The 26196-nt window shown below is 71.1% G+C and carries 24 protein-coding genes and 1 pseudogene; 9 read left to right on the top strand and 16 right to left on the bottom strand.

All coding sequences use genetic code 11. The features are described from left to right. The first annotated feature begins 3 nt into the window (after positions 1 to 3). Both CGQ25_RS03295 and CGQ25_RS03290 read left to right on the top strand, forming a co-directional pair. A complete protein-coding gene (locus tag CGQ25_RS03295; RefSeq protein WP_208711796.1) occupies positions 4 to 651 on the top strand; it encodes an amino acid ABC transporter permease in 648 nt (215 codons plus the stop codon). Further along, entirely contained in the window at positions 648 to 1505 is an 858-nt protein-coding gene (locus CGQ25_RS03290) for an amino acid ABC transporter permease (RefSeq protein WP_222703688.1), read from the top strand. The genes CGQ25_RS03295 and CGQ25_RS03290 overlap by 4 nt, the downstream gene beginning before the upstream one ends. A gap of 37 nt (positions 1506 to 1542) precedes the next feature. Here the strand turns inward: CGQ25_RS03290 and CGQ25_RS03285 are convergent, their stop codons facing one another. Continuing rightward, a complete protein-coding gene (locus CGQ25_RS03285) occupies positions 1543 to 2442 on the bottom strand; it encodes a LysR family transcriptional regulator (protein WP_208711795.1) in 900 nt (299 codons plus the stop codon). A gap of 103 nt (positions 2443 to 2545) precedes the next feature. On the opposite strand from CGQ25_RS03285, the gene CGQ25_RS03280 reads away from it, so the two are divergent. After that, the gene (locus CGQ25_RS03280; protein ID WP_208711794.1) at positions 2546 to 3571 is read left to right on the top strand and encodes an MBL fold metallo-hydrolase; all 1026 of its coding nucleotides are present in this window, start codon (positions 2546 to 2548) and stop codon (positions 3569 to 3571) included. Positions 3572 to 3611: 40 nt separating this feature from the next. Beyond that, a complete protein-coding gene (locus CGQ25_RS03275) occupies positions 3612 to 4967 on the top strand; it encodes an MFS transporter (RefSeq protein WP_255405541.1) in 1356 nt (451 codons plus the stop codon). A gap of 135 nt (positions 4968 to 5102) precedes the next feature. Here the strand turns inward: CGQ25_RS03275 and CGQ25_RS03270 are convergent, their stop codons facing one another. Next, positions 5103 to 6227, bottom strand: coding sequence for an LOG family protein (locus tag CGQ25_RS03270; RefSeq protein ID WP_208711793.1), 1125 nt, complete (start codon positions 6225 to 6227; stop codon positions 5103 to 5105). 242 nt (positions 6228 to 6469) lie between these two features. Then, positions 6470 to 7507, bottom strand: a complete 1038-nt coding sequence (locus tag CGQ25_RS03265; RefSeq protein ID WP_208711792.1) for a Gfo/Idh/MocA family oxidoreductase — start codon at positions 7505 to 7507, stop codon at positions 6470 to 6472. Positions 7508 to 7610: 103 nt separating this feature from the next. On the opposite strand from CGQ25_RS03265, the gene CGQ25_RS03260 reads away from it, so the two are divergent. Then, positions 7611 to 8648, top strand: coding sequence for a LacI family DNA-binding transcriptional regulator (locus tag CGQ25_RS03260; RefSeq protein ID WP_208711791.1), 1038 nt, complete (start codon positions 7611 to 7613; stop codon positions 8646 to 8648). A gap of 36 nt (positions 8649 to 8684) precedes the next feature. Here CGQ25_RS03260 and solA read toward each other — a convergent pair whose 3' ends face one another. The 4 genes from solA to CGQ25_RS03240 form a co-directional block, all read right to left on the bottom strand. Beyond that, positions 8685 to 9860 (bottom strand): N-methyl-L-tryptophan oxidase, encoded by a 1176-nt coding sequence (gene solA, locus CGQ25_RS03255; RefSeq protein WP_208711790.1) that lies wholly within the window; start codon positions 9858 to 9860, stop codon positions 8685 to 8687. 20 nt (positions 9861 to 9880) lie between these two features. Next, positions 9881 to 10462, bottom strand: coding sequence for an HhH-GPD-type base excision DNA repair protein (locus CGQ25_RS03250; RefSeq protein ID WP_208711789.1), 582 nt, complete (start codon positions 10460 to 10462; stop codon positions 9881 to 9883). 70 nt (positions 10463 to 10532) lie between these two features. Further along, positions 10533 to 11300: a TIM barrel protein gene (locus CGQ25_RS03245; RefSeq protein ID WP_208711788.1), complete on the bottom strand. Its 768-nt coding sequence runs from the start codon at positions 11298 to 11300 to the stop codon at positions 10533 to 10535. Further along, a complete protein-coding gene (locus tag CGQ25_RS03240; protein ID WP_208711787.1) occupies positions 11297 to 12478 on the bottom strand; it encodes a Gfo/Idh/MocA family oxidoreductase in 1182 nt (393 codons plus the stop codon). Before CGQ25_RS03240 ends, CGQ25_RS03245 begins: the two co-directional genes overlap by 4 nt. Before the next feature lie 147 nt (positions 12479 to 12625). On the opposite strand from CGQ25_RS03240, the gene CGQ25_RS03235 reads away from it, so the two are divergent. After that, positions 12626 to 13627 carry a LacI family DNA-binding transcriptional regulator gene (locus tag CGQ25_RS03235; protein WP_208711786.1) on the top strand — a complete coding sequence of 334 codons (1002 nt, stop codon included), beginning with the start codon at positions 12626 to 12628 and terminating at the stop codon, positions 13625 to 13627. A gap of 79 nt (positions 13628 to 13706) precedes the next feature. Here CGQ25_RS03235 and CGQ25_RS03230 read toward each other — a convergent pair whose 3' ends face one another. Both CGQ25_RS03230 and CGQ25_RS03225 read right to left on the bottom strand, forming a co-directional pair. Continuing rightward, on the bottom strand, positions 13707 to 14726 hold the full coding sequence (locus CGQ25_RS03230) for a sugar phosphate isomerase/epimerase (protein ID WP_208711785.1): 1020 nt from the start codon (positions 14724 to 14726) through the stop codon (positions 13707 to 13709). A 22-nt stretch (positions 14727 to 14748) separates the two neighbouring features. After that, on the bottom strand, positions 14749 to 15972 hold the full coding sequence (locus CGQ25_RS03225; RefSeq protein ID WP_208711784.1) for a Gfo/Idh/MocA family protein: 1224 nt from the start codon (positions 15970 to 15972) through the stop codon (positions 14749 to 14751). Positions 15973 to 16128: 156 nt separating this feature from the next. On the opposite strand from CGQ25_RS03225, the gene CGQ25_RS03220 reads away from it, so the two are divergent. Next, positions 16129 to 17142 carry a LacI family DNA-binding transcriptional regulator gene (locus CGQ25_RS03220; protein ID WP_208711783.1) on the top strand — a complete coding sequence of 338 codons (1014 nt, stop codon included), beginning with the start codon at positions 16129 to 16131 and terminating at the stop codon, positions 17140 to 17142. A 451-nt stretch (positions 17143 to 17593) separates the two neighbouring features. Here the strand turns inward: CGQ25_RS03220 and CGQ25_RS03215 are convergent, their stop codons facing one another. The 3 genes from CGQ25_RS03215 to CGQ25_RS03205 form a co-directional block, all read right to left on the bottom strand. Further along, positions 17594 to 18541: an ATP-binding cassette domain-containing protein gene (locus CGQ25_RS03215; RefSeq protein WP_208711782.1), complete on the bottom strand. Its 948-nt coding sequence runs from the start codon at positions 18539 to 18541 to the stop codon at positions 17594 to 17596. A gap of 15 nt (positions 18542 to 18556) precedes the next feature. Next, positions 18557 to 19609: an ABC transporter permease gene (locus CGQ25_RS03210; RefSeq protein ID WP_208711781.1), complete on the bottom strand. Its 1053-nt coding sequence runs from the start codon at positions 19607 to 19609 to the stop codon at positions 18557 to 18559. 75 nt (positions 19610 to 19684) lie between these two features. Beyond that, complete coding sequence (locus CGQ25_RS03205; protein WP_255405539.1) at positions 19685 to 20677, bottom strand: substrate-binding domain-containing protein; 993 nt, start codon at positions 20675 to 20677, stop codon at positions 19685 to 19687. A gap of 310 nt (positions 20678 to 20987) precedes the next feature. On the opposite strand from CGQ25_RS03205, the gene CGQ25_RS03200 reads away from it, so the two are divergent. Both CGQ25_RS03200 and iolB read left to right on the top strand, forming a co-directional pair. Next, positions 20988 to 21728, top strand: coding sequence for a GntR family transcriptional regulator (locus CGQ25_RS03200; RefSeq protein WP_208711779.1), 741 nt, complete (start codon positions 20988 to 20990; stop codon positions 21726 to 21728). Between the two features lie 36 nt (positions 21729 to 21764). After that, positions 21765 to 22670: a 5-deoxy-glucuronate isomerase gene (iolB, locus tag CGQ25_RS03195; protein WP_208711778.1), complete on the top strand. Its 906-nt coding sequence runs from the start codon at positions 21765 to 21767 to the stop codon at positions 22668 to 22670. A 321-nt stretch (positions 22671 to 22991) separates the two neighbouring features. On the opposite strand, the pseudogene CGQ25_RS03190 reads toward iolB, so the two are convergent. From CGQ25_RS03190 to CGQ25_RS18390, 4 genes and pseudogenes are all read right to left on the bottom strand, one after another. Continuing rightward, positions 22992 to 23867 (bottom strand): annotated as a pseudogene (locus CGQ25_RS03190) (sugar phosphate isomerase/epimerase family protein). Then, complete coding sequence (locus CGQ25_RS03185) at positions 23864 to 24904, bottom strand: Gfo/Idh/MocA family protein (protein ID WP_208711777.1); 1041 nt, start codon at positions 24902 to 24904, stop codon at positions 23864 to 23866. The pseudogene CGQ25_RS03190 and the gene CGQ25_RS03185 overlap by 4 nt, the downstream one beginning before the upstream one ends. A 43-nt stretch (positions 24905 to 24947) precedes the next feature. After that, positions 24948 to 25877: a sugar phosphate isomerase/epimerase gene (locus CGQ25_RS03180; protein ID WP_208711776.1), complete on the bottom strand. Its 930-nt coding sequence runs from the start codon at positions 25875 to 25877 to the stop codon at positions 24948 to 24950. Positions 25878 to 25971: 94 nt separating this feature from the next. Continuing rightward, the coding region (locus CGQ25_RS18390) for an aldehyde dehydrogenase family protein (protein WP_208710882.1) at positions 25972 to 26196 on the bottom strand (225 nt) is incomplete at its 5' end.

The raw sequence follows: 26196 nt of genomic DNA, 5'->3' as shown, positions 1-26196 counted from the left end.
CCCATGGAGGAGCTGTTCAGCACCTACCTGCCGGAGCTGCTCGACGGCCTGTGGATGACCCTCAGGCTCACGGCGGTCAGCTTCCTGGGCTCGCTCGTGGTCGGCACGGTCGCGGCTGCCTTCCGGATCAGCCCGATCGTGCCGCTCCGCGCCGTGGGCAGGGTCTACGTCGAGCTGTTCGTCAACATCCCGCTGATCAGCCTCCTGGTCGTCGTGACGTTCGGGCTGCCTGACATCGGGGTGACGTTCGACCTCTTCACGTGCGCCGCCCTGTCCATGACGCTGCTGGGCGGCGCGTTCACGTGCGAGGCCATCCGCACGGGAATCAACGCGGTCTCGGTCGGGCAGATCGAGGCGGCCCGCTCGATCGGGCTGGACTTCTCGGGGGTGCTCCGGCACGTCCTGTTCCCGCAGGCCTACCGGAGCGTGGTCCAGCCGCTCGTGAACGTCTTCATCGGGATCCTCCTGAGCTCCTCGCTCGCGGGGGTCATCGGCGTCAAGGACCTCACGCTCCAGGTGTCCGAGATCAACAACCAGGCGGCTCTGGGTCTCACGGCGTACGTCGTCGTCGCCTTCGCCTACGTCATCATCTCGCTCCTCGCCGGTGGCCTCGGCGCGCGGCTCGAGAAGCGGTGGAGGGTCCAGCGGTGAGCACCCAGGAGCACATCTTCGACGCGGCAGGACCGCGCGCGCGGCGCACGATCCGGGCGGTGACAGCCCTCAGCCTCCTGGCGATCGCGGCCGTCGCCATCCTGATCGTCCTGCGCTTCGGCCAGGCAGGGCAGCTCGCCGCCGACCGCTGGGCGGAGTTCACGCAGTGGCCCTACCTCCAGTTCCTGCTGGCGGGCCTGGGCAACACCGCCCTCGCGGCCGGGGCCTCCGCGGTCTTCGCCATCCCCACGGCGCTGCTCATGGCGTTGGCGCGCACCTCGCACCGCGCGTGGCTTCGGCTGCCCGCGGTCGCCTACATCGAGTTCTTCCGTTCGGTCCCGCTCCTGCTCGTCGTCTACGTCTTCGTGAGCGGACTGCCGTCCTACGGGATCAACCCGGACATCTTCTGGAAGCTCGTCATTCCCATCACACTGTGCAGCTCGGCGGTGATGGCGGAGATCTTCCGGGCCGGCATCCTCGCCCTTCCCGCCGGGCAGGTCGAGGCCGCCCTCAGCATCGGCCTCCAGCCCTCCCAGGCCACCCGGTACGTGGTCCTGCCGCAGGCCGTGCGCATCGTGGTGCCCTCGATGGTCGCGCAGCTCGTCGTGCTCCTGAAGGACACGACCCTCGGCTATGCGGTCAGCTACCCGGAGCTGATGAAGACGGCCAACAACCTCACGGCGTACACGAGCCACCTCATCCAGACCTTCCTCGTCATCGCCGCCGTCTACATCGTCACCAACATTCTCATCTCGCACTTCGCCCGGTACCTGGAACGACGGATCTCGGGGCGCACCGCGCGTCCGGCCCGGGCCGTCGCGGAGCAGGAGCCCGCGGGGGCGCCGATCGGCTGAGGGGCGGCGGGGGCGGCGGGGGCTTGGCCGGTCCCGCTCACGCGCTCGCGATCTCGCGCGCCGCGGCGATGACGGCATCGACCCGCCGGGGCCTGCTCAGCCCCGGCGGGACGGCTGCCACCACGGCGTTGTGCGGCGTCGGGTCCGAAACCGGCACCAGGACCACGCCCGACGATGCGAACAGCTCCCCCATCCCCTCCCAGACATTCACCACCGAGTAGGCCAGGCCCCGGGCGACGATGCCCCGGATGTTCTCGGCGACGACGCTCCTCCACCGGACCCGCGGCTCGACCCCGGCGGAGCGGAACATGGCCAGGACCCGCTCCGCGCTGGGAGGAACGTCGAACAGGACCGCGTCCTCGCCGGCGAGGTCGGCGAACGCGAGCGACTCCCGGCCGGCAAGCGGGTGGGACTCGTGCAGCATGATCTGCGGACGGGACTCCGCCACCGCCACGAGGTCGACGCCGCCGATCGCCTGGAGCGAGTAGACGAACGCCGCGTCGAGCTCACCGTCGGCGACGGCGCGCTGGAGCTCCTCGGCCGCACCCTCGCGGAACTCGACGCTGATCTCCGGCCAGCGCTCTCCGACCTCGGCGAGGAGGCGGGGCATGAGCCTTGGCCCGATCGCGATCATGCACCCGAGCCGGACCCGGCCGCGGAGCTCCTCGAAGCCGGTCCTGATCGCGTCCGGGATGTCGGCCGCCTCGGAGAGGATCCGGCGGGCCCGCGCCCCGAGCTCGACGCCGGCGGGCGTCGGAACTACCTTCTTGGAGCGCGCCCGCACCAGGAGGTCGACGCCGAGCGACCGTTCGAGCTGCGCGACGGCCATGGAGGCGGCGGCCTGTGAGATCCGGCAGACCTGCGCGGCCTCGGTGACGGAGCCCGTGTCGAGGACTGCGACGAAGTACTCGAGCTGCCGCAGCGTGAAGTCAGACATCAACTCTCCTTATGCCTCTGACCGGAATGATTGATTATACAAATGGAGTGGCCGAGGACACACTGGATCCCAGACCCGCAGGACCGGAAGAACAGGAATCCCCATGGCAGCGCCACTCGCCCCGCACATCGTCACCCTCGGCACCGCCGGCGGCCCCCGGTGGTGGGCCGCCGCCGACTCGGGCGAGCGCACCGGGATCGCGACCGCCGTCGTGGTCGGCGAGTCCTTCTACCTCGTGGACGTGGGCCAGGGAGCGGGCCGCCGGATCGCACAGGCGGGCCTGGACCTGAAGGACCTCCGGGCCCTGTTCATCACGCACCTGCACTCCGACCACGTCTACGACCTCGCGGGCCTCGGCATCTTCGGCCTCTACGCCCTCCAGGACCGGGCCGGGAAGGACCCTGTGCGCATCCTCGGCCCCGGCAACCGCGGCGAGCTGCCCCCGGTGTCCCCGCGCGCCGTCGTGCGTCCCGAGCCCCTCGCGCCGCAGAGCCCGACGCCGGGCACCCGGGAGATGTTCGAGACCCTCATGGCCGCGCACGCCACGGACCTCAACGACCGCATCCTCGACTCGCTCAAGCCGAGCCCGCTGGACGTGTTCAGCGCCGAGGACATCGAGATTCCAGCCGGGATCGGCTACCACCCGAACGACAACCAGACCCCCGAGATGGACCCGTTCGAGGTCTACCGCGACGAACTCGTCACCGTCACGGCGATCCTGGTCGAGCACCCGCCCGTCGCGCCGGCGTTCGCGTTCCGCTTCGACACCGCCGAGGGCTCGGTGACCATCTCCGGCGACACCTGCTACACGCAGAACCTCATCACCCTCGCGCAGGGCACCGACCTGCTCCTGCATGAGGCCATCGACTTCGACTGGGTCGAGTCCCTCTACGGGGACAAGACCGACGAAGCCTCCCGCGCCGGGCGCGACCACCACTACAAGTCGCACACGAGCGTCCGCGAGGCAGCCAAGGCCGCCGACGCCGCGGGCGCGGCCACGCTCGCCCTGCACCACCTCGTGCCCGGCCACGCGCCCCAGGCCGTCTGGGCCGAGGCCGCCGAGCACTTCACCGGCAGCTTCGTGCTGCCCAACGACCTCGACGTCATCCCCTTCGGCCGCCAGCGCTGACGGCCGACCCACCTGAGTCCATCATTGGAAGAGGACCACCGTGACCACTGAAAGCACCGCCACCACCGAGAGCACCATGGCAACCGAAACCACCCGTGGGCAGCAGACCGGGTCGACCGAGACGCTCAACACGAAGGACATGCGCCGCATCCTGGCCTCGTCCTTCGCCGGCAGCGCCATCGAGTACTACGACTTCATGCTCTACGCGACCGCGGCCTCCCTCGTGTTCGACAAGGTGTTCTTCGCGAACCTCGGCCCCGGCTTCGCCCTGTTCGCCTCGTTCGTGACCCTCGCCGTCGGATACGTGGCCCGGCCCCTCGGCGGGCTCATCTTCGGCCATTTCGGCGATCTCGTGGGCCGCAAGAAGATGCTCGTGCTGTCCATGGTGATCATGGGCGCCGGCACGATCGCGATCGGCCTGCTCCCCCCGACGGCCCAGGTCGGGATGGTCGCCCCCATTGCGCTCGTGCTGCTGCGCCTCGTCCAGGGCGTCGCGGTGGGCGGCGAGTGGGGCGGCGCCGCGCTCATGGCGATCGAGCACGCTCCGCAGAAGCACCGCGGCTTCGCGGCCTCCTTCGCCAACGCCGGCGGCCCCGCGGGCGCGATCCTCGGCACGCTGGCGCTCTCGTTCTTCGCCGCGATCTCGGGCAGCCAGTTCCTCGTGTGGGGCTGGCGGGTGCCGTTCCTGCTCTCGGCGCTCCTGATCGCTGTCGGCCTCGTGATCCGCCTCAAGGTCTCCGAGACCCCGGCCTTCCAGCGCCTCGAGGCCGCGAGCGAGAAGCGCAGGGTGCCGATCGTCGACGTCCTGCGCCACTCGAAGCGCGCCGTCCTGCTCGGCCTGGCCGCGACCACCGCCTTCTACGTCTGCCAGGCCATGACCACGGTGTGGGGCGTCTCGGTCGCCGTCGAGTCCGGTGCGGACAAGAACGGCGTGCTCAACATCAAGGCGGGCGCGGCGGTCCTGACCCTCGTGATGTGCTTCGTCTCGGCGCGCCTCTCCGACCGGTTCGGACGACGCCGCGTGCTCGCCTTCGGCGCCCTGCTCGGCATCGTCGCGGCGTACCCGACGGTCCTGCTCATGACCAACGGCACGCTCTGGGGCTTCGGGCTCGCGATCTTCATCGGCAACGGCCTCGTGCAGGGCGTCCTCTACGGCCCGATCGCGGCGTACGTCGCGGAGCAGTTCCCGACCCGGCACCGCTACACCGGCGCATCGCTCGCGTACCACACCGCGTCGATGCTGGGCGCCGGCTTCACCCCGATGATCATCACCGGCCTGACCCTCGCCGCCGGCGGAGCGCTCTGGCCCGTCGCGGCATTCTGGATCGGGATCCTGCTCGTCGCGTTCGTCGCGGTCCGCGCCACCCCGGAGGGGACCCGGCGGGACCTCGACTGACAACCCGACCAGCGGGACACGACCCCGCAACCACCGGGACGGGACCCCACAACCGCACTGGTTGCGGGGTCCAGTCCGGTCCGTTGCGGGGTCCCGTCCGGTCCGTTGCGGGGTCCCGTCCGGTCCGTTGCGGGGTCAGCCGAGGACCGCGACCGCCTCCTCGACCGAGTCGACGAGATGCACGCGCCCGGCCATGCCCCGCCCCTCGGCAAGGCGCGCCAGCAGGGGCCACGCGGGCAGCTCCTCGGTCCAGTGGCGCACCCCGACGAGGACCATGGGCGTGATCGTCTCGGGAGTGCCGTAGTAGTTCTCGCACGCGTCCTGGAACACCTCTTGGACGGTGCCGGCCGCGCCGGGGAGGAACACGACGCCCCCGGTGCACTTCTCGAGCAGCACCGCCTCGCGCACCGAGTTCGCGAAGTACTTGGCGATGTGGGTGGCGAACATGTTCGGCGGCTCGTGCCCGTAGAACCAGGTTGGGATGCCGAGGCTCGGCGTCCCGCCCGGGAAGCGCCCGAGCACCGCGAGGGCCACGCGCGCCCACGCGCTCACGGACGGGCGGAACGAGGGGACGACGGCGATCTCCCGGAGCGCCGCGGCGAACTCGCGGTCGGGCACGGCCGCGAGGTACGCCCCGAGGTTCGCCGCCTCCATCGCCCCGGGACCGCCGCCCGTGGCGACCACGTGCCCCGCCGCGGCGATCGCGCGCCCGAGCCGCGCGGCGTCGTCGTACGTGTGGCTCCCCCGCGCCGCCGCGTGGGCGCCCATGACGCCGACCACGCGCCTCCCCGCGCCGAGCTCCTCGAGCGTGTCGAGGAGGGCGTCGCCGATGTGGTGGTCGTGGAGGGCCGCGGACAGGGCGGACTCGACGCCGGCTCGGCCCTGGCGCTTGGTCCAGGCGTAGATCCGGGCGTCCGGGGTCTCCTCGTAGGGGCGGGCGAGGACCCCCTCGTAGAGCTCGGGACCGGTGTAGAGGGTCGGGCGGTAGGGGTTGAACGGCACACCGGGGAGTATCGGAAAGACCAGCGCGCCCCTTGCCCGCAGCGACTGCTCCATGCCGGGCTGCAGGGCGCAGCCGAGGAACATCGCCGCCGCCGGGTTGAGCGCCTTCAGCACGCCGGAGCGCTCCGTGAGGTCGACTGACTGGACATGCCAACCGGTCATCTCGGTGGCCCCCGCCTCGACGAGCGCGTCGAACTGCTCAAGCGACTCGACCTCCAGAGTGCGCGGCATCGGGTTGAGCGCTGGGGCGGGGTCCATGGGGCCAGCGTAGCGGGACTCCGTTTCGGGTACAGATGATCGCGCCCGAGCGGCCTCCGGGTACGCGACGGCGTGGCCGGAACCCGCCCTGCCGCGAACTTGGCGTACCCGAAACGGGCGGGGCGCGAACTTGGCGTACCCGAAACGGGCGGGGCGCGAACTTGGCGTACCCGAAACGGGCGGGGCGCGAACTTGGCGTACCCGAAACGGGCCTGGCGCGAGTTTGGCGTACCCGAAACGGGTCAGGCGCGGGCGGGGACCCCCACTTGGACGGGGGCGCCGGTCTCGAGGGACTCCTGGGCTGCGTCGGCCACGCGGGACGCTGCCACCGCGTCCTCCGGGGTGCAGGGATTCTCCCGCTCGCCGAGCACGAGCTCGACGAACGCCACAAGCTCGGCGCGGTACGCGGCGTCGAACCGCTCGGCGAAGGTCTTGTGCGTCTCGCCCGCGGGGAACGCGACCCCGGCCTCGGTCGAGCGCAGCGCGGTCTTGTCGTCGAGCCCGACCATGACCGAGGACTTCGAGCCCTGGATCTCGAGCCGCACGTCGTGGCCAGCACCGTTGTAGCGGGTCGCGGAGACGGTGCCGACCGTGCCGTCGTCGAACGTGACGACCGCGAGCGCCGTGTCGACGTCGCCGACCTCGCCGATCGCCGGGTCGCCGTTGTTGGAGCCCTTCGCGTAGACCTCGGTGATCTCGCGGCCGGTGAGCCAGCGCAGGATGTCGAAGTCGTGCACGGAGCAGTCGCGGAAGAGCCCGCCCGAGGTGGCGATGAACTCCACCGACGGCGGGACCATGTCCCCGGTCATCGCGCGCAGCGAGTGGATCCAGCCGATCTCTCCCGCGTCGAAGCGGCGCTTGGCCTCGAGGTAGCCGGCGTCGAAGCGGCGCTGGTGGCCGATCTGGACCGTGCCGCCCTTCTCGGCGATGTACTCGAGCACGGGCCGGGACTCTGCGACGGAGCCCGCGACCGGCTTCTCGCAGAACACGGGCAGGCCGGCGTCGACGCCGGCGCGGATGAGCTCGGGGTGGGTCTGGGTGCCGGTCGCGACGACGAGCGCGTCGACGCCATGGGCGATGAGCCCGGCCGCGCCCCCGGGGACGAACTCCGCGCCGACCTCGGCGGCAACGCCGCGGGCGTGCTCCTCGGCCACGTCGGTGAGCGCGAGGCGCAGCTCGACGCCGCGCGCGGCGAGCTGCGGTGCGATTGCCGCGATGTTCCGGGCATGCATGACGCCGATCCGGCCGACGCCGACGAGCCCGAGCGTGACAGTCTTCATGAGGCACTCCATCGTGTTGTGGGAACGTTCCAACATTTCCCTTAGAGTATCTCTGAGGCCGCACGCGCGGTCAAGCTTTGTCCTGACATGAAAGGAGGTCGGGGTGGCGAAGTCCGTCACGATCCTCGACGTCGCCGCACGCGCGGGCGTCTCGAAGTCGGCCGCATCCCTCGCCCTGCGCGGGACGGGCTACGTGAGCGAGGCGAAGCGCCGCGCCGTCCTCGAGGCGGCCGCGGAGCTCGGCTACCGGCCGAACGCCGCCGCCCGCGCGATGGGCTCAGCCCGCAGCGGCACCGTGGGCCTCATCCTCGACGACCTGCGCAACCCGTGGTTCGTGCCCGCCGTCGAGGGCCTCTCAGACGGCCTTCACGCCGCGGGCCTGAGCCCGCTGCTCGGGGACTGGCGGCTCGAGGGCGCGGCCCTCGCCGAGCGCTTCCTCGAACTGCGCGTGGAGGGCCTCGTGCTGGTGGGGACGCTCGACGGCGCCGAGAGCGCCCTCCCCGCGCTCGGCGGGCTTCCGGCGGTCCAGGTCGGCTCCCCGCTCGCCCAGGTCCCGGGCGCGGCCGTGGTGACGAACGACGACGCCGAGGGCGCCCGCCGCGTGGTCCGCCACCTCGCGGCCCTCGGCCACCGGCGCATCGCGCACCTCTCCGCGCCCGGGACGCCCGTGGGCGAAGCGCGCCAAGCGGGGTTCGAGGACGAGGCCCGCCGCGCCGGGATCGAGGCATCCACCGTCCCGGGCGGGCTGACGGAGGAGGCCGGGCGCCGGGCAGCCCTCGAGGCGCTCCGGAAGGATCCGCGGCCCACGGCGCTCTTCGCCGTGAACGACATGGCCGCCTTCGGTGCGCTCTCCGCCGCCGAGGAGCTGGGCCTGGGCGTCCCCGGGGACGTCTCGCTGGCGGGCTACGACGACACGCCCGCGGCGAGGCTGCGCGCCGTCGGCCTCACGAGCGTGGACAACGCGAGCCGCGAGGCCGGGCGCGTCGCGGCGGACCTGCTCGCCCAGCGCATCGCCGGCGCACGGGGCTCGGGCACGGGTGGCACGGACGACGGCGGCGCGGAACCGACCGCCGTCGTCCTCCTGAGCCCTGAGCTCAAGGCGCGCTCGAGCACGGCGCCGCCGACCGGCGTCGTGCGCTGACCCGGCCCCGCAGCGGTCCGCGCCATCGTCGGTGCATCAGGTGAGCCGGAACGCTGGCACGAAGCCGGGATCCGTCAGGGCGGGCCGCGTCAGCGAGAAGGGCCCGATCGGGAGGGAGGCCGCGCCGTCGACCGTGAGCTCGGCGAGGATCTTCCCGATGAGGCTCGCGAACTTGCCCGCGTGGCCGGCGCCGTTGAAGACCGCGACGTGGGGGCTGCCGGGGAGCGTGTCGAGGACGAAGTCGCGGTCCGGGGCCATGTCGTACACGCACGTCTTGTTGGCCCAGACCGGGCCGACCGCGCCGGGCAGGTGCCGCTCGAGGAAGCTGCGCAGGATGGCGGCCTCATCGTCGTCGCCCTCGAAGACCCGCTCGCTGCTGGTGATGAACCGCCCGCGCATGTCCCGGGCGAGCTTGACGCCCGGCTCTCCGTACACCGGGAAGCCGTAGAAGGTCTCGTCGCCGTGGAAGATCCAGATGGGGAACTTCTCGGGGGCGAAGTCGCCGAGGTTCGGCGAGGTGAAGTAGGTGACCTGCTCCTGTGAGAGCGTGAGCGGGTAATCGAGCCCGAGGTCCGGCATGAGCTCGGGGAGCCAGGACGCGGCCGCGACGACCAGGTTCTGCGCGTGGAACTCGCCGCCGTCGGTCCTGACGGTGACGCTGTCCGGCAGCACGCCCACCCCCGTCACGCGGGTGTCGGGGAGGAACTGCACCCCGGCGGCGAGCGCAAGCGAAGTGTGGGCCGCGACCGTGGCGCGGATGTCGACCAGTCCCCCTGCCTCCTGGTACATGCCGGTCACGTCGTCGTCGATGTGCCACTGCGGGTAGCGCGCGCGGATCTCCGCCGCGGTCAGGTCCTCGTACGGGATACCCTCGGCGGCGAGCGCGCCGCGGTAGGCGTCCAGCTCGGCGATGCTGGCCTCGGCCGAGGTCGCGAGGTCCAGGCCGCCCGTCTTCACGTAGAGGGTCATCCCCGAGCGCTCCTCCACCTCGGCCCACGCCTCGAACATCGCCGGCGTGAGCTTGGTGTAGTCGCTGCTGTGGTAGGCGTGGCGGATGATCCGCGAGACGTCGCGGGAGGAGTTGAGCGTGTTGACGAGGCCGAACTGCTCCACCACGAGCACGCGCGTGCCGGGCCTGCGCGAGAGCCAGTAGGCCGCCGCCGAGCCGATCGCGCCGGCTCCGATGACGATGTGGCTGTACCCGTTCTGCATTCCCTCTCCTCCGGAACGGCCTAGGAGGTCTGCGCCTTCGCCTTGGCCGCTGCCTTCTGCCCGCGCTTGTACTCGCGGACCTTCGCGAGGGACTCAGGCGAGACGATGTCTGCGACGCTGCGGTACGAGTCCTCCTCCCCGTAGGCCCCGGACGCCTCGCGCCAGCCCGCGCCGGCGTACCCGTACTGCTTGCCGAGCAGGGCGAGGAAGATCTTCGCCTTCTGCTCCCCGAAGCCGGGCAGCTTCTTGAGCCGCTTGAGGACCTCGGCGCCGTCCGGGTCGCCCTGGGTCCAGATCGCCTTGGCGTCCCCGCCGAAGTCCTGCTCGACCGCCCCGCACAGCGCCTGCACGCGGGCCGCCATCGAGCCGGGGAAGCGGTGCACGGCAGGCGTCTCCTTGAACAGCTCCGCGAACTCGTCGGGGTTCATCTGCGCGAGGGCCGCGGGGTCTAGGGTGCCCGCGCGCTGGGCGATCTTGTGCGGCCCGGCGAAGGCCGTCTCCATCGGGACCTGCTGGTCCAGGAGCATCCCGATGAGCAGGGCGAGCGGGTCGTCGGTGAGCAGGCGGTCGGCGTCGGCGTCGCCGGTGATGCGCAGGGTCATGCGGCCCAGTCTCCCACCGGCCGCCGCTCGGGTCGACCGGCCGGGCGTGTGCCACGCCGTCGTGCGTGGCTCAGCGCCCGAAGGCGGAGCCGAAGGCCTTGAGCGCGTCGTCCGAGTCCCCGGAGGCGTAGGCCTCCATCCCCACGGTCCCCTCGTAGCCAGCCTCGGCGAGGGCCCGGTGCACCGCCGCGTAGTTGACCTCCCCGGTGCCGGGCTCGCAGCGGCCCGGCACGTCCGCGATCTGGATCTCGCCGATCCACGGCAGCGCCTCGCGCACCAGCCCGATGAGGTTCCCCTCGCCGATCTGGGCGTGGTAGAGGTCGAGCATGAGCCGCACGTTGGGGTGGTCCACTGCGCGGACGAGCGCGAGCGTGTCCTTCGCACGGGCCAGCGGGATGCCCGGGTGGTCGAGGACCGTGTTGAGGTTCTCGAGGCAGAACGTGAACCCGTGCCGCGCGCCGAGATCGCCGAGCCGCTCGAGCGTCCTGGCCGCGGTCAGCCACATCGTCCCGTCCGAGCGCCAGTGGGGCCTCGCCGCCTGCCCGTCGACGAGCTCGGCCGGGTGCACCACGAGACGCTCGACGCCGAGCTCGAGTGCGGCCGGGATCAGGCCCTCCGCGGTTCGCACCACGAGGTCCGCGGTGTCCGGCTCGACGATCGAGCCCGCGCCGTAGCCGGTCATGGACGAGAAGCGCGCTCCCGTGGCCGTGAGCGCTGCGAGATCCTTGGTGCGCGAGTCCCAGAGCTCGACGTCGAATCCGGCCTCGTGGATGCGGCGCACCCGCTCGGGGAAGGGCAGGTCCGTGTAGACCATCTCGGCGCAGACGGCGAGCCTCATGCCCGGGCTCCCGCGGCGCGAGGTGCGGCGGCAGGTGCCGCCGAGGCGGCGGGCGAGCCGGCGGCGTCGTGCGCGGGCCCCGTTCGTGACGGTGAGCCGGGCGCGAACCCCGGGACCGCCGCCGCGGCCCCCGTCTGGGCCGACTCGATGCACGCAAGGGCCACGGCGAGCGCCCGCCGGGCATCGTCGAGCCCGGGGGTGAGGGGCACGCCGTGGTCCGGGGCGGGGGCGCCGCCGCGGAGGGCGGCGACGTGGGCCGCGAAGTCGGCGAGCTCGTCGCGGTAGGCGTCCGCGAAGAGCTCGATGTTCAGGCGCGGGGTCTCGGCGGAGAGGCCGCCCGCGCCGTAGCGCAGGGCCGCGGTCTCGGTGGGGCGCCCGGCCTGGACCATCCCGGCAGAGCCGAACACCTCGCCGCGGACGTCGTAGCCGTACAGCGCGGAGAAGCTGGCCTCGGCCACGGCGATCGCGCCGTTCGCGTAGCGGACGGTCACCACCGCGGTGTCGAGGAACCCCGCGTCCTTGAGGGATGGCTCGACGAGCGCGTCGGCCGTGACGTGGACGCTGAGGGGCTCGGCGCCGGCGTTGTACCAGTTGAGCGCGTCGAAGTCGTGGATGAGGGTCTCGAGGAAGATCGTCCACTGGGGGACGCGCGCGGCGTGGGGAATGCTGCCGGTGCCCGGGTCCCGTGTGAGCGAGCGGAGCAGCTGCGGCGTGCCCACGGCGCCGGCGGCGATGTCGCGGCGGGCGGCGAGGAAGTCGGCGGCGTAGCGGCGGTTGAAGCCGATCTGCCAGTGCACCCCCGCCTCGGCGACCGCGTCCTGGACGGCGGCGAGCTCCTCGAGGGTGAGCGCCGCGGGCTTCTCGCAGAACACGTGCTTGCCGGCGCGGGCGGCGTCGACCGAGAGCTGCGCATGGAAGCGGGCGGGCCCCGCTATCACCACGGCATCGATCTCCGGGTCGGAGAAGAGGTCCGCCGGGTCGGCGGTCACGCGGGCGACGCCGAGCTCGGCCGCGAGCGCCGAGGCCGGCTCGAGGGCGGGGTCGGCGATCGCGGCGAGGGCCGCGCCCGGGATGTGGAGCGCGAGGCTGCGCGCGTGGTAGGCACCCATCCAGCCGGCGCCGACGAGGCCGACGCGCACGGGGGCGGGCCTCGTGGAGGCGATGGGGAGGTAGCTCATGACGGGTCCTCTCGGGGTCGGGGCGATAGCAGCGAGGCTTCTAGATCGATCTAGCAAAGCGTCTGGAGCCAGTGTGGCACGGCACTGCCGCGCTCGTCTAGATCGATCTAGTAGTATGGGTGAGGATGACGCCCGGAAGGAGGGAGCATGGCCGGACGCCCCACCATGGCCGACGTCGCCGCAGCGGCGGGCGTCTCGCGTGCCCTCGTCTCGATCGTGTTCCGCGACGCACCCGGCGCGAGCGATGCGACCCGCGAGCGCGTCCTCGCCGCCGCCCGGCGCCTCGGATACCGGCCGGACACCCGGGCCCGGCTCCTCCGCAGCGCACGGAGCCGCCTGCTGGGCGTGGTGTTCGCCCTCGACGGCGCGTTCCACGCCGAGCTCGTCGAAGCGCTGTATCCGGCTGCGGCGCAGGCGGGCTTCGGCGTCGCGCTCTCGGCGCGGGGACCGCGCCGGCCGGAGCGCGAGGCCGTCCAGGACCTGCTGGACCTGGGCGTCGAGGCGCTCCTGGTCCTCGCTCCCGATGCGCCCGGCGAGAGCCTCCTCGAGCTGCCGGTTCCGGCCGTCTCCGTCCTCGAGCCGTCCGGGCGCCCGACCCTCGCGAGCGTCGCGACCGACGAGGCGGCCGGCGTGCGTCTCGCCGTCGAGCACCTGCGCGCCCTCGGGCACGCGCGGATCGCGCACGTCACCGGCGGCGGGGCCGTCGGATCCCGTGCCCGGGCAGACGCCTTCGAGCTGCTCGCCGCGCACGACGGCGCCGCTCCCCTCCTGCTTCCCGCCGGCCCCACCGAGGAGCACGGCATGGCCGCGGCTGACGGCCTCGCGGAGATCCTCCGCGGTGCGGACGCGTCCCGGCCGACCGCCGTCGTTGCGTTCAACGACGTCCTCGCCGTGGGGCTCATGCACGGGTTGCGCGAGCGGGGGGTGCGCATCCCGGAGGACGTCTCGATGGTCGGCTACGACGACTCACGGCTCGCCGCCCTCGCCCACGTGAGCCTCACGAGCGTGCGCCAGGACCCTGACGCCCTCGCCGCAGCCGCGGTCGGTGCCGCGTCCGCCGCGCTCGACGGGCAGCCCGCGCAGGTCCTCGTCCCGCCCTCGCTGACGGTGAGGTCGAGCACGGCCCCGCCGCGCGCCGTCGTGCGCTAGACCCCATCGACTGCTCCGCAAGTGTCCGTTTCAGGGCTCATAACGACACTTGCGGAGCAGTCGATGGGTGGGCGGGACGTCAGGCGCGCGCCGGGGCGTCCTCCCCGATCATCCGCGCCGCCTCGAGCAGCACGCCGGCGGCGACCTCGAGCCCCTCGATCCGACCGAGGGAGACGTCCTCGTGCTCGATGTTGACCATCATCTCCGGGTCCACGTCGCGGAGAGCGCGCAGGAACTCGGCCCAGTACGCGGCGTCGTGCCCGCGGCCCAGCGCCACGAAGTCCCACGCCGAGTCCTTGGGCCACTCGTTGGCCCACTCGTCACCGCCGAGGTTGGTGCGGGGCTCGTCCGGGGAGAGCCGGCGGAAGCGGTTGTCGAGGACGCCGTACAGGCGAGCGTTCTCGGGGTTGACGCGCACATCCTTCGCGGCGGCGTGGAACACGAGCGGGCCGAGCTCGCGGACCACCGCGACCGGGTCCATCTGCTGCCAGAACAGGTGCGACGCGTCCAGCTCCACTCCCACGTGCGTCGCGCCGGTCAGCTCCACGAGCCTGTACACATCCGCCGTGTTGAACACGATGTTCTGCGGGTGGAGCTCGAGGGCCACCTTGACGCCGTGGTCCGCGGCGAACCGGTCGGTCTCGCGCCAGAAGTCCGCGGCGATCCCCCACTGGTAGTCCAGCACGTCCAGGGCGGCGGAGTTCCAGGCGTTCACGACCCAGTTCGTCACGGTCGCTCCGGGCTCGCCGCCGGGCAGGCCGGACATGGTCACCAGCCGGGTCTGGCCGAGCCGTTCCGCGAGGCGGATGGAGCGGCGGATGTCCTCCGCGTGCTTCTGGCCGATCTCGGCCTTGGGGTGCAGCGGGTTGCCGTTGCAGTTCAGGCCCGCGATGCCCACGCCCGTGCCCTCGAAGATCCCGAGGTAGTCGTCGCGGGCGGCGTCGCTGACGAGGATCTCATCGAAGGTGGGGACATGGACGGCGGGCAGGAAGCCGCCGGTGTTGATCTCGATCCCGGTCAGACCCAGGCCGGCGATGACCTTGAGGGCCTCGGGCAGGGAACGGTCGTGCAGGATCGCGTTGTAGACGCCGAGCTCCATGATGTCGGTTCCTTTCAGGGGGTCAGCGCACGACGGCGGCGGTCGGCTTCGCGGCGGATCCCACCTCGACGCGGCGGCCGGCATCCGCGGCGGAGGCGGCGACGGCGTCGAGGATCTCCATGTTCCGCACGCCCTCGTCGAAGGACGCGCAGCGCGGGAGGGACTCGGCCTCGGACAGGCCGGCGACCTCCTCGAGGAACGCGCGCGCCTGGTAGCCGAAGGCGTCGTTCTGGCCGAAGCCCACGCTCGGGGCGTCCATGGCCAGCCCGCCCGCGATGTACGGGTGGTCGGGGCCGAGGATGACCTGGCGGTAGCCATTCTGGGCGTCGGGACCCTCGTGGAGGAACAGGCCGATCTCGGCCGGGCGACGCTGGTCGAAGACGGCCGCGCCGTTCTCGCAGAACACCTCGAACATGAGCGAGTTCGCATGCCCTGCGGCGACACGGGAGACCGAGAGCGAGCCCATGCACGAGGCGAACTCGGCCGAGAAGGAGGCGACGTCGTCGTTCTCCACGCGCTCGAAGCGGTCCGAGACGGCCGCGTGGTCGTGGCCCATGACCGCGCCGAGGGGCAGGGGGCGATGCGCGATCGCGGTGGAGAGCTGGCCGCCCGAGACCGACTGGATGTCGCCGCAGAGGAACTCGCCCACGTAGGCAAGGTGGCTGCCGACGTCCGCGAGCGCGCCCGAGCCGGGGCCGCCCTTGTAGCGCCAGCTCATCGGGGCCTCGGGGCTGCAGCCGTAGTCGGTCCAGTAGCGGCCGGAGAAGTGCAGCGGGCGGCCGAGCGTGCCGTCCTGCATGAGCTGGCGGATCGCGGCGATGCCGGGCGTGCGGCGGAACGTGAAGCCGATGCGGCCCAGGACGCCGCGCTCCTCGGCGGCGCGGGCGGCGTCGGCCATCGCTCGGGCGTCCACGAGCGAGTCGGAGAGCGGCTTCTCGCAGAGGACGTGCTTGCCGGCGGCGAGGAGGCCCTCGACGACCTCGCGGTGCAGCGAGTTGGCGATGACGACCGAGACGACGTCGATGTCGTCCGCCTCGGCGATGGCCTGCCAGCTCGGGTCGTGGCGGGCGTAGCCGAAGCGGGTCGCGGCGGCCTGACCGAACTCGGCGTTGACGTCCCCGATCGAGACGAGGCGGATCCCCGGCAGGGTGGGCTTGTAGAGGGTGCTCGCGGTGCGGTATGCGGCGGCGTGGGCCTTGCCGGCCATGCCTGCGCCGATGACGGCGACGCCGAGGGGCTTGCTCATGTTTCTCTCCTTCGAGGGGTCCGGCGTCGCCGGGGATTGCCTAATTTTGGAGCGCTCCAAAACAGGGTAGAGGCGGCGACTTTGTCCTGTCAATAGAGAGCGCGGCGGGGCGTTTCCCAGCGCGTGCCCGTCAGCGGCGGGTGCCATGATGGACCCGTGCCAGCCGATACGAGCCCCCGTCCGACGATCTACGATGTCGCGCAGCGGGCCGGCGTGTCGAAGTCGCTCGTCTCGCTCGTGCTGCGCGGTTCTCCGCACGTGAGCGAGGCGCGGCGGGAGGCCGTCGAGGCCGCCATCGAAGAGCTGGGCTACCGTCCGTCGCGGGCCGCCGCAGCCCTCGCCAGCCAGCGCACGCGCACGGTCGGGGTGCTCATCGATGACTTCCACAACCCTTGGTTCGTCGAGCTCCTCGCGGGGCTGCGCTCCGTCCTCGACCCTGCGGGGTACACCGCGAGCGTCGCCGATCTGCAGCTCGACGCGGCTTCGGGCCGCAATCCCGTGGACGGCTTCCTCGCCCAGCACGTCGACGCGCTCGTCGTCGCCGCCGAGCCCGCGCCCGGCGCGCTCGACGGCGTGGGCGCGCCGATCGTCGTCGCCGGCACCCGCGAACTGGGCGGCGCGCAGGACGCCGATATCGTGACCGGCGACGACGAGCTGGGCGCGCGTCTCGCAACTGAGCACCTCATCGGTTTGGGGCACCGGCGCATCGGCCACCTGACCGGCCGCAGCGGGCCCGGCGCGCATCGGCGACGGGGATACGAGGCCGCGATGGCGGCGGCCGGCCTCGCGCCCGCCGTGACAGGCGAGGACGGCGGGACCTCCGAGGAGGACGGCTATGCCGCTGCGTGCGACCTGCTCGACGGGACCGCGGGCGTGACGGCGATCGTCGCAGGCAACGACGTCATGGCGGTCGGGGCGCTGGCGGCGCTTCGCGAACGCGGCCTGTCGGTGCCGGCCGAGGTATCGCTTGTCGGTCACGACGACTCGCCTCTCGCCGCCTACCGGTACCTCCAGCTCACGAGCGTGGACGGACACTCACGAGAGGTCGGCGCCGCCGCCGCCCGGGCCCTGCTCTCCCGGCTGGACCACCCTGACGCTCCCCCGCACCGCGAGCTCCTGGCGCCCGAGCTCGTGGTCCGCGCCTCGACGGCCCCAGCGGCTTCCGTCTGAAGGTCCTCTCCTGAGGGTCATCTTCTGAGGGTCACGTCCTGAGGGGACATCTTCTGAGCGGCGCCCGAAACTGCACATCTCGGGGACGGACGACGCCCCCAGTGGCCGCTTCCGGCCGCGGCTTGTGCAGTTCCTGACATCTGCAGCGCCCGGTAACGGACGCGCTCCGCGCCCATGATTCCGGCGCCGATCACGCCGACTCTGATGCTCATGCCGATTCCTCCGCCGGGTTAGTGGAACGTTCCAAGGTAACGTTGTCACCATCTGAGACGCTCCGACTTTGTCCTGTCAAGGTGCGCTCGTCACCCGCATACCAGCGCACGACGGCGGCGCGGCGGGCTGGGTGCCGCGCCGCGCCGTCGTGCGCGTCCCCCACACCCCGATCGACTGCTCCAGAAGTGTCGGTCTGAGGCTCGATAACGACACTTGTGGAGCAGTCGATGAAAGGGGGTCAGGGGCGGGTCGAGAGGTCCCGCTCGGAGGAGGGCGCCTCCGCCGTGACCGCGGCGGCTTCGGCCTTGACCTCCTTGAGCGCCTGGGTGTGGCCGCCGAGCTGTTCGAGCTCGTGGGCGAGCTCTGCGAGCTCGGCGCCGCCGGCCATCTGGGCGGTGAGCTCCTCGAGAGTGATGTCCTTCTTGTCGTAGTAGCCGATCGAGCGGCCGCGCTTCAGGAGCAGGAACCGGTCCCCGACGGGGTAGGCGTGGTGCGGGTTGTGGGTGATGAAGATGACTCCGAGGCCCCGGTCACGGGCCTGGAGGATGTACCGCAGGACCACCCCGGACTGCTTCACACCCAAGGCGGCGGTGGGCTCGTCCAGAATCAGGACCTTGGCCCCGAAGTACACGGCCCTGGCGATCGCCACGCACTGGCGCTCGCCGCCGGAGAGCTGGCCGATGGGCTGCTCGACATCGCGCAGGTCGATGCCCATCTGCGCCAGTTCCTTCTTGGTGATCTCCTTCATCCGGTTCACGTCCATGCGCCGGAACGGGCCGACGCCGGTGGTCAGCTCGGAGCCGAGGAAGAAGTTCCGCCAGATCGGCATGAGCGAGACCACCGCTAGGTCCTGGTACACGGCGGCGATTCCGGCATCCAGAGCCTCGCGTGGGCTGGAGAGCTTCCGCTCCTCGCCCATGATGGTGAAGGTGCCCTCGTCGTGCTGGTGGAGCCCGGCGATGATCTTGATCAGGGTCGACTTCCCCGCCCCGTTGTCGCCCAGGACGCAGGTCACCCGGCCGTTGTCCACGGCCATCGTCACGTCCCGCAGGGCAATGACGTTCCCGTAGTGCTTGCCCACAGAGTCCAGGTGCAGCAGGTGCACCGGCCGGTCGGTCAGCGGGTCGCTCTCGCCCGCGAGGAGGTCTTTGTTGCTGATGTGCTGGGCTGCGTTGTGCTGTGCCATGGTGGCCACTCCGTCCTACTTCAGTTCCGCGCGGCGCTTGACGATGAGGTTCACGATCGTGGCCAGCAGGAGCATCAGGCCAAGGAAGAACTTGAACCAGTCCGGGTTCCACTGCGCGTACACGATGCCCTTGTTGGCCATGCCGAAGATGAACGCGCCGATCGCCCCGCCCACGGCCGAGCCGTACCCGCCGGTGAGCAGGCAGCCACCGATGACCGCGGCGATGATGTAGAGGAACTCGTTGCCCACGCCCTCCCCGGACTGCACGGCGTCGAACGCGAAGAGGTTGTGCATGCCCAGCAGCCACCCGCAGAAGCCCACGCCCATGAACAGGCCGATCTTGGTCGCCGTGACGGGGACGCCGACGGCGCGTGCCGCGTTGGCGTCGCCGCCGGAGGCGAAGATCCAGTTCCCCACCCGGGTCCGCAGGAGGACCCAGGAGGCGATGAGGACCAGGACGACCCAGTAGAAGACCGTGATCTTCACATCCACCCCGGCGATGGAGACCGAGGAGGCGAAGATCGCCTTGGCCGCCGAGAACCCGTCCATCGCCCCGATCGACGGCGAGGACACCGCCCCGCCGATCGCCCGGGTCAGGGCGAGGTTCAGGCCCGTGAGCATGAGGAACGTGGCAAGGGTGACGATGAAGGACGGCAGCTTGGTCTTGACGAGGATCCAGCCGTTCACGAACCCGATGCCGAGGGAGACGACGAGGGCGAGCAGGACGCCGACCCACACGTTAACGCCGAAGTTCCAGGAGAACAGCGAGGCGGTCAGGGCCGACGAGATCACGGCGACGCCGGCGGAGAGGTCGAACTCGCCGCCGATCATCAGCAGCGACACCCCGACGGCCATGATCCCGATGGTCGAGGACCCGTACAGCACGGTGGCGAAGGCGTTCGGCTGGAGGAAGGTGCTCGAGACGAACGAGAAGAAGATGAACAGGACGACGGCGCCCACGAGGGCCCCGACCTCGGGACGCCCGAGGAGCTTCTGGAACGGGCCGCGGCGCCCGATCCGCTCGTCCGCAAGCGGCGCTGGCGCCGACGGCAGGGTTGCTGTTGCCATGGGGGATGCTCCTTGGTGGTCGGGCCGCGCGGCGCACTTCTGGACGATGCGCGCCGCGCAGCCCGCGATCCGGTGTTAGCGGACGCCCTGCTGGGCGAACTTGACGACGTCGGCAGCGTTGGACTTGTCGACGATGGTCGGACCGGTCAGGACGGGCTGGCCGCCGCCGATCTTGAAGCCGCCGCGCTTGTTCTGCCAGAGCGCGTCGACGGACATGTACCCCTGGAGCCACGGCTGCTGGTCGATGGTGAAGATGACCGTCCCGTCGGCGATCTTCTGCGCGAGCTCGGCGTTGAGGTCGAAGCTGGCAACCTTGGCGGAGCTGCCGGCGTCCGTGACGGACTTGAGCAGGGTCAGGGTGATCGGGGCGCCGAGGCCGATGATGACGTCGGCGTCCTTGGTGGCCTGGAGCTTGGCGGTCGCGGTGGACTGCACCGAGGTCATGTCCTGGCCGTTGACGTAGAGGATCTCCGTGCCGGGGACCTTGGCCTTGACGCCCGCGCAGCGGTTCTCGAGGCCGACGTGGCCCTGCTGCTGGATGACGCAGATCGGGTGCTTGTACCCATCGGACGCGAGGCGCGTGCCGACCGTCTCGCCGGCGAGCTTCTCGTTGGAGCCGAAGTGGGTGAACGCCCCGAGCTTCGCGGAGACGTCCTCGCCCGCGTTGAGGCTCACCACGGGGATGCCGGCGTCCGTCGCCTTCTTCACGACGTCCTTGAGTGCATCGGGCGTTGCGAGGGTAACGGCGATGCCGTCGACCTTCGAGTCGATCGCCTGCTGGACGAGCTGGGCCTGGCGCCCCGCCTCGGGGTCGTTGAGGTACTGCAGGTCCACGTTGTCCTTCGACGCCGCCTCCTCGGCGCCCTTGCGGACGATGTCCCAGAACGTGTCGCCCGCTGCTGCGTGCGTGACGAGCGCGACCTTGATCCTGGGCGTCGAGGCAGCCTGGCCGCCGCCGCTGCCGCCGCCGGTGTCACCGGCCTTGCCGCCGGCCGAGCAGGCCGAGAGGGCGAGCGCGGGCACGGCGAGGGCCACAACAGCTGCGCGGCGCCACGAAAACTTGGTCACGGAAATCTCCTTTGATCTCGGCCTGGCCGGCGGCTGCGCCGGCCCCTGAGGCTCTTGCGTCGATCTTGGGTGACGTACATCACCGCTGTCAACAGTTTGTCCACACATACGCACTAATTTTTGGAGCGCTCCGAAGCATCAATGATGGTTTGTCACCTCCTGCAGACAAGCGCCGGCCGACCATCCTTCCGCCGGAATTCCCGGAGGAATGGGGTTGCGACTGCTAGGATGAGCGTGGAGAATTTGTCCTATCAAATAAACAAAGCGGTTCGAGGACACAGGACCCGTCACCTCGACCCAAGGAGGGGTCATGGCAGCCAGCCTCAACATCCCAATCGACCGCTCGTCCCCCATTCCCCTGTACCACCAGGTGGTCCAGGGGATCGAGGCGATGATCCGCAGCGGCACTCTGGAGCCCGGCTCGAGGCTCGAGAACGAGATCGAGCTCGCGGCGCAGCTCAACCTCTCGCGCCCGACCATGCGCAAGGCGATGGACGAGCTGGTCCGCGCCGGCCTGCTCGTGCGCAAGCGCGGCGTGGGCACCCAGGTCGTCGCGAGCCAGGTGCGCCGGCACCTCGAGCTCTCGAGCCTCTTCGACGACCTCTCGCGTGGCGGCAAGCAGCCCACCACGAAGGTGCTCGCGTTCCGTCACGGCCCCGCCGAGCGGGACATCGCCGAGACGCTGCAGCTGCCGCCCGACGTCGGCGTCTACCACTTCACGCGCCTGCGCTCGGTCGGCGAGAAGCCGTTGGCCCTCATGGAGAACTGGGTGCGCGACGACGTCGCCGAGCTCACCGAGGAAGGCCTGCGCCAGAGCGGCATGTACCAGATCCTGCGCGACGCGGGGGTGAACTTCCGCCTCGCGAACCAGCGCATCGGGGCCACGGTTGCCGACGAGTACCAGGCCGAGCTCCTCGAGACGGCGCCCGGCTCGGCGCTCGTGACGATGGAGCGCACCGCCGTGGACGACACCGGGCGCAACGTCGAGACCGGCCGGCACGTCTATCGGGCGGACTCGTACAGCTTCGAGATGACGCTGGTCCAGCGCTGAGGCAGCGCCCGAGCGGCACCTGACGAAAGGAATCACATGGCAGAGTGGGTCTACCCCCTCGGAACGGCCAAGGACGGCGACTGGCAGGTCTCCCTCGGCGGCCACGACAGCTCCACGGCCGTGGACGGCTGGGAGCACACGGGTCTCAAGGTCGCCGAGCTCGCGCCCGGCGCCTCGGTCTCCCTCGAGGCCACTGGCGAGGAGCGGATCGTCGTGCCGCTCACCGGGGCCTTCGAGGTGACGGTCGACGGCGTCGCCCACTCCCTGCGCGGCCGGGCCTCGGTCTTCTCCGGCCCGAGCGACGTCCTCTACACGGGCATCGGGAAGGCGGTGGAGATCTCCAGCGCGGAGGGCGGCCGCGTCGCCGTCGCCCTCGCCCCCGCGAAGGCGGAGTACCCGACGCGGCTCGTGCGGGCTGAAGAGACGCCGGTCGAGCTGCGCGGGGCGGGGAACTGCTCGCGCCAGGTGCACAACTTCGGCACGCCCGCCGCGCTCGAAGCGGACCGGTTCATCGTGTGCGAGGTCATCACGCCTGCAGGGAACTGGTCCTCCTACCCTCCGCACAAGCACGATGAGGAGAAGGACGGGGAGACCTTCCTCGAGGAGATCTACTACTTCGAGACCCGTCTGGCCCCCGGGTCCCCCACGGGCACCGACACCGCCGCCGGCCAGGACCCGGTCGGGTACGCCCGCGTGTACGCCTCGGACGAGCGGCCGATCGACGTCAACGCCGAGGTGCGCACCGGCGACGTCGTGCTGGTCCCCCACGGCTGGCACGGGCCCGCGATGGCGGCTCCCGGCTACGACCTCTACTACCTCAATGTGATGGCCGGCCCGGGCCGCGTGCGCGAGTGGCTCATCAGCGACGACCCCCACCACGGCTGGATCCGCTCCACCTGGGACGCGCAGCAGGTGGACGCCCGCCTCCCCTTCACCGCCTGACCCACCGCCCACCCTGTTTCGGGTACGCCATTTTCGCCCCAAGGACGTTTCGGGTACAGCTCTTCCCGCCCCACACGCTTCTCAGGTACGACGGCGGGTGGCCGGCGCCGGCGCGGGCGGCCGCGCGCCGTCGTGCGCATTTCCGCGGGGTGACCTCGCGCGCACACGGGGTGACCTCGCGCGCACGCGGGGTGACCTCGCGCGCACACGGGGTGACCTCGGCGGCCGGGGACGGCGAGGGGCCCAGGCCCGGTGAGCGAGTCACCGGGCCTGGGCCCCTCGGGATCCGGTCATCCCCCATCGAGGCGTCCGGAAGCTGCGTCAGCGCGAGACCCGCGAGACGCGGTCCTGCATGGTGCGCAGCTGGAAACGGGACACCTCGTCCGCGTTCTCGTTCTCGGCGAAGACGCTCGAGACCATGACGGTGTCGTCGCGGTCGAGGAAGCCGATTTCGCCGAGGCCGCCGAAGAACTGGTCCCAGTTGACGTCGCCGTCGCCGATCTTGAGGTGCTGGTGCACGCGCACATCGTTGCCGGGCGGATTGGTGATGTACCGCAGTCCGTGGGAGGCGTGGTGGTTCATCGTGTCGGAAACGTGGACCACGCGGATGCGCTCCCCGGCGGCACGCATGATCTCCAGCGGCTCGTCCTTCATGTGGAAGGTGTGCGAGGCGACGTAGACCATCCCGATGCTGGGCGAATTGATGCCGCGGATCACGCGCAGGGCGGCGAGGCCCTCCTCGACGAAGTCGTCGGGGTGCGGATCGATCGCCACGTGGACGCCTTCCCGCTCGAAGACGGGGACGAGCTCCTCCATGGACTTGTAGAAGCAGGCCTCAGACTCCTCGGGCTTCTCGGGGCGCCCCGAGAATTCTGTGTTCATCTGGCTGCATCCCAGGTCCACGGTGATCTGGACGGCACGCTTCCAGTACCGCACCGCGGCCTCGCGCATCGTCTCGTCCGGGCCGGACCAGCGCAGGACGGGCAGGACCGAGGCGACCTCGACTTCCGCGTCGGCGCAGGCCTTGCGGAACTGCCGGACGAGCTCGTCGTCGGCCTTGGGGTGCGTGAAGAACGGGATGAAGTCCCGGTGCGGGGTCATCTGGAGGTACTTTTAGCCCAGCTCCGCGGCGAGGGCGGGGAACTCGAGCAGCGAATGCGTGGAGTGGAACGGGGTGGGATCGAGCGCGATCTTCACTTCGCCGCCTCCGCGGCTGTCCCCGCACGGTACAGCTCCGGCTTCTCGTTGAGCACGACGGCGACCTTCTCGCCGCTCTTCTGCGCCTCGACGCCCGCCTCGCAGCAGGCGGCGGTGGCGTAGCCGTCCCAGGCGGACGGGCCGCCGATCCCACCCCGGAGTGCAGCATCGACCCAGGACTGGACCTCGACGTCGTAGGCGGCGCCGAAGCGCTCGATGAAGCTGGGAGTGACCTCACCGCCCCAACGGCCGGCCCGGCGGATGTAGGCGCCGCCGTCGTTGCCGATGTCCACGATCCCGTCCTCGAACGCGGCCTGGGTGGCGACCTCGTAGCCGAACTGGGCGTTGACGAAGATCTCGACGTCGGCGAGGACGCCGGACTCCGTCTCGATGAGGACGTGCTGCGGATCGTGCTGGCCTGCCGGCGCCTTCGAGGAGGCCTTGCCGAGGCGCACCTGGACGGAGGTGATCTCCTCGCCCGTGAGGTAGCGGATCACGTCGAACTCGTGCACCACGGAGTCATTGATGAGCATCTCGTTGGTGAAGCCTGCCGGGGTGTCGGGATTGCGGTGCCTGCAGTGCAGCATGAGCAGCTCGCCGAGGTCGCCGCCGCGGACGAGGCCGCCCAGCTGCGCGTACTCGGCGTCGAAGCGGCGCATGAAGCCGACCTGTATGCGCTGGCGGCCCAGCCTCTGCTCGGCCTCGACGATCTTCCACGCGGAGGCGGCATCCGGGGTGAGCGGCTTCTCGCAGAGGATCGGGATGTCCAGCTCGAGGGCCTCGAGGAGGGCCTGCTCGTGCAGGAACCCGGGCGTGGCGATGAGGACGGCGTCCACCGTGCCGGACGCATAGGCCTCCGCCGGGGTCGCGAACGCCTGGGCGCCCGGGATGTCCGCGATCGCGGCCTTGGCGCGCTCGAGGTCGATGTCGACGACGGCGGCGACGTCGGCCCCGTGGATGCGCGTGTGGAGGCGCTGGATGTGGTCAGCGCCCATACGGCCGGCGCCGATGACGGCGACGCGCAGGTTCTCAGCCATGGGAATGTGCCTTTCTAGGTCTGTTTCGGTGAAGACCGGCAGGTCAGGAGACGCGCGTGCGGGACCCGCACGAGAGGAGGTAGTTGCGGGTGCGCTTGGCGATCGGGAGCGGGACGTCGAACGCGACGGGGTACATGTCCTGCTCGACGATGCCGAAGATCGGGCGGTCGAGCCCCTCGACCGCCTCGATGACCTCGCGCAGGTCAGGCAGGCCCGACGGCGGCTCGACCATGACCCCGGCGATATTCGCGGCAGCCCAGGTCATGTTCTCCGCGCGGACCTTCGCGAGGACGTCGGGGTCGATCTGCTTCAGGTGCAGGTAGCCAATGCGCTCGGGGTACTTGCGGATGAGGTCGACGCTGCTCGCTCCCCCGTACTCCGCGTGGCCCGTGTCGAGGCACAGGGTGAGCAGCTCCGGGTCGGTGTTCTCCAGCAGCCGCTCGATGTCGGCCTGGCCCTGGACATGGGAGTCCGCGTGCGAGTGGAACTGCTGCGCCAGGCCGAACTGCTCCTGCAGGCGGCGGCCCAGCTCGTTGTGGCCGTTAAAGAGCGAGTCCCACTGCTCGGAGGAGAGGACCTGGTTCTCGACCGCCTCGCCGGTGACGTCGTCGCGCCACATGGCGGGGATGACGACGATGTGCTCGCCGCCCATCGCGGCCGTCAGCTCGGCGACGCGCCAGGCCGGCTCCCAGGCCTCCTCGAAGGCTGCGTCCCCCGGCCGCCCGCCCCGGTGGAACGCGGTGAACACGGTCCCTGCGGAGACCTGCAGGTCGCGGGCCTTGAGCTCGTCGGCGAGCCGGGACGGGTCCGTCGGCAGGTAGCCGTAGGGGCCCAGCTCGATCCACTTGTAGCCGGCCTCGGCCACCTCGTCGAGGAAGCGCTCCCACGGGGTCTGCTTCGGGTCGTCGGCGAACCAGACGCCCCACGAGTCCGGGGCCGTCCCGATGATGATCTTGTTCTCGATGTCAGTCATGGTGCTCCTTCGCGGTCGGGCCGAGGCGGTGGTTGGGCGGAGTCGGAACCGCTTGCGGGTTTCGACTCCGCTGGGCTCCGTTGAACCGGCGTGGCTAGTTGGAGGGGAAGCTGTAGGTGGCGCCGGAGGCGTGGGTGGGTTCGGGCCAGCGCTGGGTGATGACCTTGGCGCGGGTGTAGAAGGCCACGCCTTCCTCGCCGTAGATGTGCTTGTCGCCGAAGAGGGAGTTCTTCCACCCGCCGAAGGAGTGGTACGCGACCGGGACGGGGATCGGGACGTTGACCCCGATCATGCCCACGTGCACCCCGCGGTGGAACTT

This window comes from Sinomonas sp. R1AF57 (assembly GCF_002224485.1).
Classification (GTDB): domain Bacteria; phylum Actinomycetota; class Actinomycetes; order Actinomycetales; family Micrococcaceae; genus Sinomonas; species Sinomonas flava.
Note: the sequence above shows the minus strand (reverse complement) of the source record. Positions and strands in the feature narration are given on the sequence as shown.